Below are 13,683 nucleotides of genomic sequence, written 5' to 3'. Positions count from 1 at the left end.
ACACGCTATTTATGTATACAATTGGCGGAGTGGACGGGACTCGAACCCGCGACCCCCGGCGTGACAGGCCGGTATTCTAACCAACTGAACTACCACTCCACATTTTCGTTGCTGACTGAGTCTCCCCTGACAGCGGCGTGAATAATACGAATCACCCTCTAGTTCGTCAAGGGGTTTTTTGTATTTTTACAGGTTTTTTAGTCATCTGACATCGAAAGGTTTAAAATTTCACCTGATTTATCATTTTTTGAGCCGTTTTTGCCAACTTCATTTTCATTCGTTGCTTGCTGATCATTTTCGGTTTGATTTTTTTTCTTTAAAAACGGTAATGAAATTTTAAATTTCAGCGGTTTCTTCTGAACAAAAATTCTAATTGCCAGCCAACCTAATAAAAGTACGGTTAAATTTCCAACAACAATTAAGGTCACCATCAGCATGGTGGACGCTTTTTGTTCTTCTTCAATAATTCGTTGTTGCTCTGCTTGCGCTTCTAAATCAATTTCTGGGCGAACAATTTCTGGTACAGCTTCAATTGGTCGCTCAATTTCAAATTTATACGTCGGTAACGTCGCCATAAATTCACGGTCATTTATGTTGCTACCAAATACAGAGAGCTCAACACTGTATCGTCCCCAATCATAATTTTTAATGGCCAGTTCCCGTGTTTGCGATTTATCAGCATCTAAAGAGAACATTTGCTCTTCATTATTAGGGTAATAAATTTTCCCTTGAATGAGCACAGTTTCTGGTTTGACGATTTCAGGGTTTAAGGTGATTGTTAAAATGTGGTCATCTTCATCTTGCTCAGCAAGGGCTATTTCATAATCAAAAGGCGGCTCATGCACGACTATCGGTTTTTGCACCACGGTACGCTTTAGTATAGGTGTTTCTATATATAGCTCTGGCTGCCACTCACCTGCCGGAAAGACCAGTTTAAACTCACCGGTAAACACACCATCAAGCGGACGCTCATCAAAGCCACGGCCATCATCTTTAAAGTCAGTAACACTTTGCGTACCGGCACCAAAGTTTGCGTAATCACTATTATTAGTGCTGACAAAATCAACGTGCAAACTGATCACATCTCTAAACTGACCAACTTCTATTGGCTCACCGTCATTTAATACGCGGCCCGTTAGTTTTACTGTTTCGCCACGAAACAGCATGGGCGGGAGTGGATCAACATTAAGCTCTATTTCACCCAGCACCATAATACGGCTATCAGGCAAGATACTGCCGACCACTTGCCAGGGGCCTGGCATTGGGTTGCTTATCGTTACCAAGTCATAGCTCAATTCATCATACCAGTCGAGGTCATCATTTTTAACTGAGTCAGTTGCATAATACTTAGTGCCGTCAGGGCGAACTAACACAACGGCAGGGGCACCGCGCTTACGAAAGAAGAGTAAAGTTACTTTATCGATTTTGTGATCGATACGAAAACGGTTCTCTAGCAGGGGAATTTCATTTTGCACCCCATCACGTTCTAATGGGGTTATTTTATTTTGCTCGTTGGCAAATCCCGTGAAGGGAATTAAACACACTAATCCTGCTAGTAGCTGTTTTCTCATTTTATTACCTTATTCTGCACGCCATAAGCATTGGCCACCCTTTGCAACCAAGTCTAAACGTTCTTCGTGAGCGGCGTGCTCTTGTTCTGTTGCTCTTAATACCACAAGCGGTGCTCTATCAGCACTCAGTCGGCGAATACCACCCGTTTGTTGGGTTGAGCCTTCATCTTTATTTTGATTAAGGTTCAGCTTTACTTGTCCACCCGTCATCGACAGGTAAACATCGGCTAAGATCTCAGAATCCAGTAATGCGCCGTGTAAAGTACGCTTTGAGTTATCAATATCGTAACGACGACAAAGTGCATCAAGGTTATTCTTTTGACCTGGGTGCAAGTCACGCGCCATTTTTAACGTATCAAGTACACTACATACATCGGCAGTATTAGGAAAACCTTGATTTAACAATGCAAACTCATTGTCCATGTGGCCGATATCGAACGCTGCGTTATGAATAACAAGCTCAGCGCCACGAATATACTCTAAAAACTCATGGGCAATTTGATGGTACAGGGGTTTATCACGCAAAAATTCATTGGTGATACCGTGTACGTCTATTGCTTCTTCTTCTATCTCACGTTGTGGATTGATATACACATGAAAGTTGTTGCCAGTAAGACGGCGATTTACAAGTTCAACACAACCGATTTCAATAATGCGGTGGCCTTGCTTTGGGTCAATACCCGTGGTTTCTGTATCTAAAACTATTTGTCTATGTGCCATATCGTCTTAAGCCTGACTCTGGTATCTTTCTATATTCACTTTATTGTACACAATATCAAGGTAAAACAGTGCAGAAAACCGTAGAGATTTACACCGATGGATCATGTTTAGGAAATCCAGGGCCTGGAGGGTATGGCATCGTGATGCGATACAACGGTCACGAAAAGCAATTAAGCCAAGGCTATACCCTAACAACCAATAATCGGATGGAAATGCTCGCTGCTATCGTTGCACTTGAAACCCTCACCCGCTCTTGTAATGTCATTCTGACAACCGATAGCCAATATGTGAAACAAGGTATTGAGTCATGGGTTGATAATTGGAAAAAGCGCGGCTGGAAAACCGCGGCTAAAAAACCAGTTAAGAATGTCGATTTATGGAAACGACTAGATGCTGCCTGCCAACAACACAGCATAGAATGGCGTTGGGTAAAAGGTCATAGCGGCAATAAATACAATGAGATTGTTGACGATCTTGCCCGCGAAGCAGCTGGCAGCGATCAATTACTTGAAGACACAGGTTACGACGGTAATTAAAAGCCCCTTGAAATAAACTTGGCGCAGGTCGTTTTATATTTTTGTTATATGTTATAAGATTTGGCTATAACGAAATATAAAGGATTCATTATGGCTCTGCGCATTCACTCTTTTTTTCATCAACAAAGCGCCACTCTCTGCTACTTAGTCAGTTGCGAAAGCACTAAGCAGTGCTTGCTAATTGATGCGCCAGCTGATTTTGATATGCCAAGTGGTGAGTTAAGTTTTATCACAGCCAATGAGATCATCAGCTACATAAAGACTGAGCAGCTGACATTGCAATGGCTACTTGAAACTCATGCCCATGCTGACCATATCACCGCAGCAAGTTACATAAAGCAGCAATTACAAGACACACACCCTTGTAAACTCGGCACGGGTAAAGGGATCACACAAGTGCAACAGCACTTTAGCCAACTTTATAATCTTGATATACCATGTAATGGTGAACCTTTTGATGCGTTATTTGCTGATAAAGCACTATTTCAGTTAGGTGATTACACAGTAGATGTGATTGCCACACCGGGCCATACCCCTGACAGCGTGTGTTTTCACATTGATGGCAATGTATTTGTTGGTGACACCTTCTTTATGCCAGACAGTGGCACAGCCCGCTGTGATTTCCCAGGAGGCAGTGCCGGTGAGTTATATGACTCACTACAGCGAATTTTAGCGTTTCCTGACGATACGGTACTTTGGATGTGTCATGACTATCAACCAGATGGCCGTCCGCTGGCGAACAAAACCACAGTGAAAGAGCAGCGTGAGCAAAACATTCATTTAAAAGGCGATAAACAAAGCTTTATTGCGACTCGGGAAGGCCGCGATGCAACCTTAGCGGTACCAAAGCTGTTGCACCCTTCTATTCAATTAAATATTCGTGCAGGTCAGTACCCAAGCAAAACAGATACGCAACAACACTATTTAGCTATCCCGCTCACAGTGCTGCTTTGATGTTTGCCTGAGCCCTGCTCCTTTCACTGGCGAAAATTGCGGCCTTGCATGCCATTTAGGTTTAATTGGTGTCAGCGGGGCCACACGTTTTCGAGCCACCAGCATATACACACTGCCCATTGGCTTTAAATATTGCTGGCCAAAACTGCGCCACGCCGCAAAACGTGACAAACGGTTGCCTCTTGCAAGCGATGAATGGATAAATCGCTCGTCCGAAATAATCTCAAAGCCTAATAGATTCAACCAGTCTTTTACTCGTGATGGCGTAAAAAAGCGTCCTGTCCAAGGTAACTTTTGGCGACTAAAAGGTAAAAGCTGCGCCAAGCCACACAAGCTAAACGGATTAAAGCCCGTGATCACCAGATAACCACCGGGAATTAAAGTACGATGTGCTTCGCGTAAGATGTGGTGTGGATCAGAATGATATTCTAAGCAATGCGACAATATGCAAGCATCAACACTGTGCTCATAAAAAGGTAGCTCGTCTACATCAGCAATAACACCGGTAAATAACCCCTGCTCTGCGACACAAACTTGATGCTTTATAGGACTTTCACTGGTTGCCAGCTCACCACTTAAATTACCAAGTTTGAGCATGTGATAGCCAAACATGCGTGGCAGCCATGGCGTTAGCTTACGTTCAATTTCAGCACGTAAATAGTCACCATGAGGGAACTGCTGCCAAGTGTATGGCTTAGGACCTTCTTGAAAACTAAGGGCTGGTTTCATTTTCTGAGCTCGTTATACTGTGTGTTAACTGTCACTTTATAGAGCAATTAAACATGGTGCAAGTTAAAGCAATTAAAGCCTTTTCTGATAATTACATCTGGTGCATCAGCAATGAAGCTGAGCAAACAGCCTGGGTCGTCGACCCCGGTCAAGCAGAGCCTGTTTTAAACTATCTGAGCGAGCATAACTTAACACTTAGCGGTATTTTGATTACTCATCACCATTATGATCATACCGATGGTGTGGCTGCACTGGTTAAGGAATTTCGTGATATTCCGGTTTATGGGCCAAGACATAGCCCTTTTAAAGGTATTACTCATGGCGTATCAGAAGCGGATAAAGTCACTGTGTATGATTACACCTTTACCGTGCTTGCAACACCTGGTCATACCCTAGACCATATTTGTTACATTAACGACGAATTAAGTTTTACTGGCGACACCTTATTCAGTGCTGGCTGCGGACGATTATTCGAAGGCAGCGCAGAACAAATGTGGCACTCGTTATGTAAACTAAGAGCCCTGCCAGATGAGTGTAAAATCTACTGCACCCATGAATACACGCAAGCCAACTTAGCCTTCGCAAAAGCTGTAGAGCCAAATAACGAATACCTTCTCAACTACAGTGATGAAGTTGATACTCTGCGCGCCAAAGACGAAATAAGCTTGCCAACCCAGTTAGGCGTGGAAAAACAAATAAATCCATTTTTACGTAGCAATATAGCAACAATCACTGATGAGCTGCCTGATGAGCTAAAAATTAATTTGGATCTGAATGAACCTTGGCAACGCTTTGCAGGTCTCAGAGCCTGGAAAGATAACTTTTAAAAAACGTAAACGCCGGTAGTTACAATTTTGTATATTTAGATCAGCATCTTGCAATAATAAGCTGACATAAACTGGTCATAAAGTGGCAATATGTTCTCAGAGCAGGTAATATTCGCCGAGTTTTTTTACCTGATGTATGGGTATATATGTATAAGTCTCCTTTAGTTTTATCACTTGCGCTGATTTTAAGTGGCTGTCAATTGACAGCTTCTGATTCAGCAAGTACAGATGTTGCGAGCAATAATGTTGAGCAACAATTAGACGGCGCAAGTCCGAGCGATATCAATGATGCATTGATGATCAACGCTCAATATCAACAATTAACCGATATTGATGAGCCGCCTCCTGTATTTGATGATGTATGGGAACGTATTCGCTATCAGCTTTCGATTGATGTGCCACAAAACCGCCCAGTTGTTGCTGAGCGTAACTATTATGCGCGTCATCAGGCCTATTTAGATCGTATCTCTAAGCGAGCTGAGCCTTACTTATACTTTATTGTAGAAGAAGTCGAAAAGCGTCAGATGCCAATCGAAATCGCACTTTTACCTATTGTGGAAAGTGCGTTTGATCCATTTGGTTATTCACATCGCAGTGCTTCTGGCATTTGGCAATTTATGCCACAAACCGGTGAGCGTTTCGATTTAAAACAAAACTGGTGGTATGACGGTCGCCGTGACATTGTGCAATCGACCCGTGCAGCGCTAGATTATTTATCATATTTACACAAAACCTTAGAAGGCGATTGGCTAAATGCCATTGCAGCCTATAACTCAGGTGAAGGTCGTTTACTTCGTGCCATTAAAAAGAACCGTAAAAAGCATTTACCAACGGATTTTTGGTCACTTGATTTACCAAGAGAGACCACTGCCTACGTACCTAAGCTGTTAGCGCTGTCTGATCTGGTAAAACGCAGTGACGAATTTGGTGTTAAGTGGCAGCCAATAATTAATGCTCAAGTCGTTGAAGCAGTTAATGTAGGGAGCCAAATTGACTTAGCACTTGCCGCTGACATGGCAGGCATTAGCTTAACAGAGCTTTATCGTTTAAACCCTGGCTTCAATCGCTGGGCGACGGATCCTAATGGCCCACACTTTTTATTATTACCGTCTGATAAAGTTGAAGCGTTTACTGACAAGCTAGCTAAAACAGAGCAAAAAGACCGCCTACGCTGGCAGCAATATATTGTTGCGCGCGGTGACAGTTTATCTGTGATTGCGAAGAAGTTTTCGACAAGCACAAACGCGATTAAAACACTGAATAAGCTTTCATCGAATACTATTCGTGTTGGTCAGCAATTACTTGTGCCACTAAGCGATGGTGAGATTAATAGCCAGCATTTACCAAAGTCAGTGCGTATGGCAGCTAATAAAGCAACACGTAAAAAACTTAGCCATAAAGTGGCCAGTGGCGATACACTGTGGGATATCAGCCGTGAGTACGATGTCACCATAGCTGAACTTGCAACATGGAATAAGCTGAAAAAAGACGCGGTACTGCGTGTTGGTCAAAAGCTAACTGTGTATAAACAGGAAAAGTCGCAACTTGCTGCTACACAAATCAAAGAGCGCACCATTACCTATAAAGTTCGTCGTGGTGACTCGTTAGCGCGCATTGCTGCTAAGTTTAATGTGTCTGTAGAAGATATTATTAAATGGAATTCATTAGCTGGGCAAAAATACATTCAACCTGGGCAAAAGCTTAAATTAAAGGTTGATGTTCGAAGCGCTTAATTGCTTAATTTAATATCAAAAAAAAGAGCGCCTAATGGCGCTCTTTGTCTCTCTCATTTAGTATTTATGCTTCAAAGTCCATAAGTGTAATAACTCATTGGCAATGGTCGCTGCAGCAATCGCTGTTAGTTCACTTTGGTCATAGGATGGAGATACTTCAACCACATCCATACCGACCATATTAATGCCTTTCAATGCACGAAGTACTTTGAGTACTTTATCGCTGGTTAAGCCACCACATACTGGAGTGCCTGTCCCTGGAGCGAATGCGGGATCAAGGCAGTCAATATCAAAGGTTAGATACACAGGTAAGTCACCCACACGTGCTTTAATTTGCTCTGCGATATCTTGTGCAGGCAAATCATTAGCTGCCATTGCATCAATCACTGCAAACTCATGTTTGCTTTGATCAAAATCAGTACGAATACCGATTTGAATGCTGTGATCAACATCAATAAGCCCTTCCATCGGCGCATGATAAAACATGGTACCGTGATCATAGCGAGAGCCATTGCTGTAAGTATCTGTGTGGGCATCAAAATGCACTAATGCCATCTTACCATGTTGCTTAGCATGGGCACGCAGTAGCGGCAAAGTCACAAAGTGGTCGCCACCTAAACCTAATAATGTTTTACCTTGACGAAGAATTTGCTCAGCGGCTAATTCTAACTGCGCGGTAAAATATTCTGGGTCGCCTACTGGGTAAGTAAAATCACCCGCATCAGCTAATTTTAAACGCTCAAACAACGGAAACGTCCATGGGTACTTGGTTTCTTCCCATGCCAGGTGCACTGAGGCACGACGAATTGCGTCAGGGCCTAAACGTGCACCAGGGCGACCTGAGGTCGCCAAATCAAAGGGTAGACCTAACACCACTACATCGGCATCGATTGCAGTGATGTTTTGCACCATTGGCTGACGTAAAAACGTCATGCCGTTTGAGTACAATGAATGATCTGTGTGGTCAAACAATGTCGACATTGCTTATAACTCTTCTAAATAAGTGTAACCATTTAAGCCAGTTTGCAGCTCATCTAATACGCTTTGCTGCTCAGTTTCTGGCAATTTAGCTGCCACCAGCTGGGCGTAAGACTGCTGGAAGCTTTCTACATCTAAATGTACGTAACGCATCATGTCTGCAACGGTATCACCTTCGTTAACTTCAGTGATTTGCGCTTGACCTTGCTCATCCATTTTTATAATTGCACTGTGTGTGTCGCCAAATAAGTTATGCATGTCACCTAAAATCTCCTGATAAGCACCCACTAAGAAAAAACCCATTAAGTAAGGTTTTTCTTCGCTAAATGCTGGCACAGGTAATGTGCTTTCAATACCTTGACCGTCTACATAATGCTCCATAGCACCGTCTGAATCGCAGGTAATATCAAGTAACACGGCTCGTTTTTGTGGTGCTTCTGTTAAACCACTTAGCGGTAGAACAGGAAACACTTGGTCAATACCCCATGCATCCGGTAATGACTGGAACAATGAAAAGTTCACAAAAAACTTATCTGCTAAACGCGCATTTAATTCATCAATAATCGGGCGATGAAAACGGTTTTTGTTATCCATATGCTTGTTAAGTTCATAACATACACGTAAGTTAACTTGCTCCGCCCATGCTCGCTCTGTTAAATCTAACAAACCAAGTGCAAACTGATTATGTGCTTCGGCTAAATCGCCTTGGCTATCATGATAAATTTCAATTAATGCACGGTCATCATTGTCACCACTTAACTGTTGCCATGATGTCCACATATTCTTTAACAATAGGGGTGCATCAGCTGCTGGCGCTTGAATGTCTTCAGGTACATAGCTTTCGGTGCCGATAACATTCGAAATCAATACAGCATGGTGCGCTGTTAACGCACGACCTGACTCAGAAATAATGCGCGGCATTGGCTGCTCATATAACTTACAGGTATCACCGATGGTGTACACGATGTTATTAGCGTATTCACTTAGGCTATAGTTCATTGAGTTATGAGACTGACTGCGTGTACCGTCGTAATCTACCGCTAAACCGCCACCCACATCTAAGCAATCAATTTGTGCACCTAATTTACGTAACTCACAGTAAAAACGCGCAGCTTCACTCACACCTAAACGAACATCGCGGATGTTTGCCATTTGCGAGCCAAGGTGAAAGTGTACAAGTTGGATCAGATCAAGTTGATCAGACGCTTTTAAGCGATTGACCACACTGAGTACTTGCGATGCCGACAAACCAAATTTTGATTTTTCGCCACCACTTGCTTGCCACTTGCCCTTACCTTGCGACGCTAAACGTACACGAATACCAATGCGTGGCTTTACGTTTAACTCTTTTGCTTGGCTAAGCACCATGTCTAGCTCAGACAGTTTTTCAAGAACAATGTAAACCTTGTGGCCTAGCTTTTCGCCAATCAATGCTAAACGAATGTATTCTTGGTCTTTGTAGCCATTACACACAATGACAGCACTGGTTTTTTCAGCCATCGCTAATACAGTTAATAGCTCAGGTTTACTGCCCGCTTCTAGACCCAATTGTTTCTTTTCAATATCAGCTTGGCTTGCAACAATTTCTTCAACAACTTCACGCTGTTGGTTTACTTTAATTGGGTAAACAAGCAAATAGTCTTTCGGATAACCATAATTTTCAATAGCCGTGTTAAATGCCTGACATAAGCTATGTACACGATGATGTAAAATTTGTGGAAAACGAACTAGCGCAGGCAAGCTTAAGCCTTTGTCTTGTAATTGCTGTGCGATATCGATTAGTGCAATGGTTTGCTCTGGGGCATGGGCCTTTGGCGCAACATACACATCACCTTGATCATTAATACCAAAGAAACCTTGGCTCCAATGACGAACATTGTAACTCGTGCGAGCTTGTTCTAGTGATGTTGTTTCTTTCATCTATCTTTCTCTTTTATTTTAGTAATGCCGAAATCGGCAAGGGTTGTTGCCGCGCATTAAAAGAAAAATAGTGACTCAAGTCCAACAAGAATTTTTACTCGTAACGAGTGATTTTTGATGTGAAAAGCTAATCAACATCCCTAAATGTTTTTAAACCCTATTTCAAGGGACAGTCACTGAAAATAGTATTTAATAGGATCACATTTAAAGGGACAGTCACTGTAGAATATATGTACTGGTAAATTACCTTTTCATATTGATTTTAATGGGCTGGTATTACTTTTGTGATTTCATCAGCGGCTGAAGAATTTGACCCTAACCATCTCCACGCTTCATATTGCTCGTTATCATGCCAAGTAATACCTATGTACTCTTGCCAGTTTTCGAAGTCTTTTGTGCGATATTTTTCAACCCCGCAACCTCCTGCGCCAAAAGAGGTGCGGCAAATTCTTACAGTGAGATAGGTGCCATCAAAATTCAGCTGCGATTGCTTATCAGCGCAAATACTTAAAGGACGAGTAGGAGATATAAGAATAACTTTTGTTTTTATAGTGCCATTATGGTTGAAGACACCAGAAAGACTGTAGCATGAGTTTAAATAGAGCTTAGTACTATTAATAATAAGGTCTGGTTGCCGACTCTGAGAAGTAATGGATACCTGTGAACTATCACCACAAGCAGCAATCAGAAAGAGCGTAACAAAGCCCAATAGTTGTAAGGTGAATTTATAAATAAAGATGACCTCACTAAAACATAGCTTACCACCTAAATTACTGATTTAGCCCAAGCTCCATAAACAAACTTTGTGGATTTTCGTTGTAATTACCAAACGGACCACAACGATTAAAACCTAAGTTTTCATATAAGCTAATTGACTCTGTTTGTTTAGGACCTGTTTCAAGACGAATAAGCGGTATTAGTTGCTCACCAGCTTGATGTAATAATATCTGCATAATTCGACGTGATAACCCTTTACCACGGTAGCTTGGTTTTACATATAAGCGGCGGATTTCACCATAAGGAGGGTTGCCTTCTTGCATAACGATTGCGCCGCATGCAACGATACCATCTTCATTTTTTAAGCCTATAGCATAAACATTAGGCTCAGCTAGCTCTTCAACACTTAAAGATTGAGCGGTAGCAACAGGGTATAGTGAGTTTATGAGTCGGTCTATATCAGAAAACACGCTTACTACTTCAGGATCATGTGGATTTAAATCGACTAACTGCATAAAACTCCCATTTTTATATGTCTTTTTTGTTAACTATGTGAACAATAGTATCGGATATTTCCATTATCCTCTACTGTAGTTTTCAATAATGATTTTATAGGTACTGTTCGGACCGACATACTATCTCTAAGTTCAACAGTATGTAACCAAAAAAACGCCAAGTTGATAAAAACTAAAGTCTAAACTACACCACACCATTCAAGGTTAATAATTTATACCTATAGATTTTTTACCAGAGATCACTTCAGAGTTCGTAAAGCCTTTTTAAAGGGGCAGTCATTTAAAACCAACAACTATTGTATTTTTAAAATCTGAAGGCAGTAATTTAAAAATATAAAGGTAAGTCAAAAAAATTACTAAACTTATTCTGTAATTATGTTTAGCGAGTGTGCTTCAGAGAGAATAGAGCTTTGACTTTAGCCTTCTAGGGCTAATTATTTCAAACAATTAAATTTAAAGCGTGAAGATACTAGCGATTTGAAATCACGTTAAAATAAACCTAGAAACTTAACTCGCTAATAAAATTCGGCTATTTGTAATGTTACTTCGTCGCTTGCGAGCTGTTTTAATACAATAACTTTCAATAGCACCCACTCGACCTGCAGCTCCATGAAATAAGTTTTCAAACTGAGTTGTTAGCGTTAACCAGTTTTCAGCTTCGAAATTCAGTCTTTCAAGAATAGGAGGTAAATGATGCTCTATATATCCAGGCTTATCCGCGCTGATACAACGCCCAGTTTGCTCCACAAGTAGCAGGTATGACTTTAACTCAAAAGGTATTCCCTTTGATTTATACTTACTCATGCCACCAATAAAACGAACTAGTAATTTAGGTTGCTTTGACTCCTTCGCGCTTTCGCATCGCTTTTTAAAACTGGTATAGTCCGATTGCTCCGGCGTGCTCGCAGCTTTAGCACGAACAGGGTTTAAATCAACATAGGCCATGCAGGCTAAAAGCGCTGATTCATCAAGGATAGCTTGGCTTTTAAAGCGCCCTTCCCAAAAATGCCCTGTACACTCGTCTTCTTTATTTGCACATCTGGCGATATACTCATTGAGCATTCGCATGAACCAACTAATGCTCGAAAGGCGCGTTCTGTATTCTGCAACCTCTTTATTTAAGAAGACTTGTTGACCATCACTTAACGGCTCACCATTAAGGGCTTTTTGACCTAAAGGCGTCATTTTACTGAGCTTAAACCAGCGTAAAAGGATGGCCTTATCCGATAACCTATTTGCTTTTTTATCATCAACATAAAGCACAACATGTGTATGGTTACTCATCACCGCATAAGCACATACATCAATGCAAAATACCTTTGCAAGAGCAAGCAGACGCTGTTCAACCCACACTCGGCGGTGTTCATATGATTTGCCTGTGAGTGCGTCTTCTCCACAAAGGTAAGCGCGTCTGACGCAACGAGATACACAGTGATAATACTTGGTGTTTGACAAACAGATTTGCCGCTTCCTTGCTAAAGCCATCGTCCACTCCTTGAACTGATAATCTGAAATGCATTAGCTGTAATTAAAGTGTAGACAAAGTTTTCTGTGCCGCAAGAGCAATAAATACAGTGACTGTCCATGTAAAGTTAAATTTTATTAAGAATTAGAGTGCCTATCCGACTTAAAGTGACTGTCCATGTAAAGAGTTAAACACTTTGTTACGGAAAAAAGCTGTTCAAATATCGTCAAAACCCTATACTGCAAACAACAAGAAATAAGATGAGGTTTTCTCGTGCAGTTCACTCAAGGTATGGAATACTTCTTTTCTGGCTTTAAGTTAATTAGCCAAAAGGGGTTGAAACGTTTTGTACTTATTCCTTTATTAATCAATATTCTGCTTTTTGGTAGTTCGCTGTTCTTTTTGTATGGCTGGCTCACCGATGGCTTTGCTTACATGAACTCGTTATTACCAGAATGGCTTAGCTGGCTCGAGTGGCTAATGTGGCCAATTGCTGTGCTGGTGATTTTATTTAGTTACAGTATGCTCTTCACAGTTATAACAAACTTTATAGCAGCCCCATTTAACGGCCTACTCAGTGAAAAAGTCGAACTTTATCTCACTGGGCAAAAAATTAATGACGATAGTCTTTTCGATACAATGAAAGATGTGCCACGTATGTTAGGTCGAGAATGGACAAAACTTTGCTATTACCTGCCGCGCGCTATAGGCTTTTTTATCTTACTGTGGATTTTACCTGTGATCGGTCAAGTTTTATGGGTGTTATTCACTTGCTGGATGTATGCAGTGCAATATGAAGACTATGCGTTCGATAACCATAAAATTAGTTTTAACGAAATGAAAAATGACTTAAAGCAAAAGCAAACGTTATCTTATGGCTTTGGTTTAGCTGTCATGATTTTAACTGCTATCCCATTCGTAAACCTAATTGTTATGCCCGTTGCTGTTTGCGGTGGCACACGGTTATGGGTTGAAAACTATCGAAGCCAATATCGAAGTTAAAATGTTTGAAAAGCCA

At 41.4% G+C, this 13,683-nt stretch carries 13 protein-coding genes and 1 tRNA gene; 5 read left to right on the top strand and 9 right to left on the bottom strand.

Features of this window, described 5'->3' with window-relative positions; genetic code table 11:
• Positions 1-22: 22 nt before the first annotated feature.
• The 3 genes from CWB80_RS12625 to dnaQ form a co-directional block, all read right to left on the bottom strand.
• Positions 23-99 (bottom strand) — tRNA-Asp (locus tag CWB80_RS12625).
• 98 nt (positions 100-197) lie between these two features.
• Positions 198-1,571 (bottom strand): TIGR03503 family protein, encoded by a 1,374-nt coding sequence (locus CWB80_RS12620; protein ID WP_138601839.1) that lies wholly within the window; start codon positions 1,569-1,571, stop codon positions 198-200.
• 9 nt (positions 1,572-1,580) lie between these two features.
• On the bottom strand, positions 1,581-2,291 hold the full coding sequence (gene dnaQ / locus CWB80_RS12615; RefSeq protein ID WP_119852045.1) for a DNA polymerase III subunit epsilon: 711 nt from the start codon (positions 2,289-2,291) through the stop codon (positions 1,581-1,583).
• A 68-nt stretch (positions 2,292-2,359) separates the two neighbouring features.
• Here dnaQ and rnhA point away from each other — a divergent pair, with 68 nt between their 5' ends.
• Complete coding sequence (gene rnhA / locus CWB80_RS12610) at positions 2,360-2,827, top strand: ribonuclease HI (protein ID WP_138601837.1); 468 nt, start codon at positions 2,360-2,362, stop codon at positions 2,825-2,827.
• Positions 2,828-2,917: 90 nt separating this feature from the next.
• The gene (locus CWB80_RS12605; RefSeq protein WP_138601835.1) at positions 2,918-3,781 is read left to right on the top strand and encodes an MBL fold metallo-hydrolase; all 864 of its coding nucleotides are present in this window, start codon (positions 2,918-2,920) and stop codon (positions 3,779-3,781) included.
• Here CWB80_RS12605 and CWB80_RS12600 read toward each other — a convergent pair.
• The gene (locus tag CWB80_RS12600; protein ID WP_054551627.1) at positions 3,752-4,510 is read right to left on the bottom strand and encodes a class I SAM-dependent methyltransferase; all 759 of its coding nucleotides are present in this window, start codon (positions 4,508-4,510) and stop codon (positions 3,752-3,754) included. The two genes, CWB80_RS12605 and CWB80_RS12600, sit on opposite strands and share 30 nt — an antisense overlap.
• Before the next feature lie 53 nt (positions 4,511-4,563).
• Here CWB80_RS12600 and gloB point away from each other — a divergent pair, with 53 nt between their 5' ends.
• Both gloB and CWB80_RS12590 read left to right on the top strand, forming a co-directional pair.
• The gene (gene gloB, locus CWB80_RS12595) at positions 4,564-5,337 is read left to right on the top strand and encodes a hydroxyacylglutathione hydrolase (RefSeq protein WP_138601833.1); all 774 of its coding nucleotides are present in this window, start codon (positions 4,564-4,566) and stop codon (positions 5,335-5,337) included.
• A 146-nt stretch (positions 5,338-5,483) separates the two neighbouring features.
• A complete protein-coding gene (locus CWB80_RS12590) occupies positions 5,484-7,070 on the top strand; it encodes a LysM peptidoglycan-binding domain-containing protein (RefSeq protein WP_138601830.1) in 1,587 nt (528 codons plus the stop codon).
• 57 nt (positions 7,071-7,127) lie between these two features.
• Here the strand turns inward: CWB80_RS12590 and speB are convergent, their stop codons facing one another.
• The 5 genes from speB to CWB80_RS12565 all read right to left on the bottom strand — a co-directional run bounded on the left by speB (position 7,128) and on the right by CWB80_RS12565 (position 12,685).
• Positions 7,128-8,051, bottom strand: a complete 924-nt coding sequence (gene speB / locus CWB80_RS12585; protein ID WP_054551630.1) for an agmatinase — start codon at positions 8,049-8,051, stop codon at positions 7,128-7,130.
• Between the two features lie 3 nt (positions 8,052-8,054).
• Positions 8,055-9,968 carry a biosynthetic arginine decarboxylase gene (gene speA / locus CWB80_RS12580; RefSeq protein WP_054551631.1) on the bottom strand — a complete coding sequence of 638 codons (1,914 nt, stop codon included), beginning with the start codon at positions 9,966-9,968 and terminating at the stop codon, positions 8,055-8,057.
• Between the two features lie 262 nt (positions 9,969-10,230).
• Entirely contained in the window at positions 10,231-10,677 is a 447-nt protein-coding gene (locus CWB80_RS12575; protein ID WP_138601828.1) for a hypothetical protein, read from the bottom strand.
• Between the two features lie 61 nt (positions 10,678-10,738).
• Positions 10,739-11,200: a GNAT family N-acetyltransferase gene (locus CWB80_RS12570; RefSeq protein WP_054551633.1), complete on the bottom strand. Its 462-nt coding sequence runs from the start codon at positions 11,198-11,200 to the stop codon at positions 10,739-10,741.
• Positions 11,201-11,707: 507 nt separating this feature from the next.
• Positions 11,708-12,685, bottom strand: coding sequence for a transposase (locus CWB80_RS12565; protein ID WP_138686281.1), 978 nt, complete (start codon positions 12,683-12,685; stop codon positions 11,708-11,710).
• A gap of 271 nt (positions 12,686-12,956) precedes the next feature.
• Between CWB80_RS12565 and cysZ the strand changes: the two genes are divergently transcribed.
• Entirely contained in the window at positions 12,957-13,667 is a 711-nt protein-coding gene (gene cysZ / locus CWB80_RS12560; RefSeq protein ID WP_206004105.1) for a sulfate transporter CysZ, read from the top strand.
• The last annotated feature ends 16 nt before the right edge of the window (positions 13,668-13,683 follow it).

Origin of the sequence: Pseudoalteromonas sp. S1650 (genome assembly GCF_005887195.1) — a bacterium.
Classification (GTDB): Bacteria; Pseudomonadota; Gammaproteobacteria; order Enterobacterales; family Alteromonadaceae; genus Pseudoalteromonas; species Pseudoalteromonas simplex.
Note: the sequence above shows the minus strand (reverse complement) of the source record. Positions and strands in the feature narration are given on the sequence as shown.

What these genes read in the sequence shown, in the direction of transcription:
- CWB80_RS12620 (WP_138601839.1), bottom strand. Translation starts at nt 1,571, where the DNA reads ATGAGAAAACAGCTACTAGCAGGATTAGTGTGTTTAATTCCCTTCACG.
- dnaQ (WP_119852045.1), bottom strand. Translation starts at nt 2,291, where the DNA reads ATGGCACATAGACAAATAGTTTTAGATACAGAAACCACGGGTATTGAC.
- CWB80_RS12605 (WP_138601835.1), top strand. Translation starts at nt 2,918, where the DNA reads ATGGCTCTGCGCATTCACTCTTTTTTTCATCAACAAAGCGCCACTCTC.
- CWB80_RS12600 (WP_054551627.1), bottom strand. Translation starts at nt 4,510, where the DNA reads ATGAAACCAGCCCTTAGTTTTCAAGAAGGTCCTAAGCCATACACTTGG.
- gloB (WP_138601833.1), top strand. Translation starts at nt 4,564, where the DNA reads ATGGTGCAAGTTAAAGCAATTAAAGCCTTTTCTGATAATTACATCTGG.
- CWB80_RS12590 (WP_138601830.1), top strand. Translation starts at nt 5,484, where the DNA reads ATGTATAAGTCTCCTTTAGTTTTATCACTTGCGCTGATTTTAAGTGGC.
- speB (WP_054551630.1), bottom strand. Translation starts at nt 8,051, where the DNA reads ATGTCGACATTGTTTGACCACACAGATCATTCATTGTACTCAAACGGC.
- speA (WP_054551631.1), bottom strand. Translation starts at nt 9,968, where the DNA reads ATGAAAGAAACAACATCACTAGAACAAGCTCGCACGAGTTACAATGTT.
- CWB80_RS12570 (WP_054551633.1), bottom strand. Translation starts at nt 11,200, where the DNA reads ATGCAGTTAGTCGATTTAAATCCACATGATCCTGAAGTAGTAAGCGTG.
- CWB80_RS12565 (WP_138686281.1), bottom strand. Translation starts at nt 12,685, where the DNA reads ATGGCTTTAGCAAGGAAGCGGCAAATCTGTTTGTCAAACACCAAGTAT.
- cysZ (WP_206004105.1), top strand. Translation starts at nt 12,957, where the DNA reads ATGGAATACTTCTTTTCTGGCTTTAAGTTAATTAGCCAAAAGGGGTTG.